Source organism: Streptomyces sp. CO7 (assembly GCF_053474865.1).
Genome location: NZ_JBRIOU010000002.1, coordinates 1432056 through 1432608, shown reverse-complemented (window position 1 = coordinate 1432608; position 553 = coordinate 1432056). Strand labels below are relative to the sequence as shown.

1 protein-coding gene is annotated in these 553 nt (G+C 79.2%); it reads right to left on the bottom strand.

The genetic code is table 11. The features are described 5' to 3' along the window. The coding region (locus ACOV8S_RS08550) for a LysR family transcriptional regulator (RefSeq protein WP_448317088.1) at nucleotides 1–475 on the bottom strand (475 nt) is incomplete at its 3' end. Nucleotides 476–553: the final 78 nt, after the last annotated feature.

Here is a 553-nt window from a genome sequence, read left to right as displayed (position 1 = left end):
CGCCCCGGGCGGCGGGGGCGCGGGGGTCGCCGCGGGCGCCCGCCACGTCCACCTGCCGGTCGAGGACCATCGGCAGGCTGGCGTCGCCCTCGGCGTCCCGCACCCGCACCCGTATGCCGGGGCGGCTGCGGGCCAGGGCGGTCAGCGCGGGCGCGACGACCAGGCCGATGCCGGTGGCGAAGGCGGCGACGGTGACCGTGCCGGCCTCCCCGGAGCCGTAGGCGGCCAGCTCGGCCTCGGCCCGCTCCAGCTGCGCGAGCACCGCGTTGGTGTGCCCGAGCAGGATCTCCCCGGCCGGGGTGAGCCGCACCCCGCGCGCGCCGCGCTCCACCAGACGGTGCCCGGTCTCCTGCTCGAGCGCGGTGAGCTGCTGGGAGACAGCGGAGGGGGTGAGGTAGAGCGCGGCCGCGGCCGCGGTCACCGTCCGGTGGTCCGCCACCGCCCGCAGGATGTGCAGCCGCCGCGCTTCGATCACGCTGCCATTGTCTCAGCTCACGGCGGGTGTCCCGGCACCGCGCCCGGCCCCGGGCACACGTCCGCCCCGGGGCGTCGG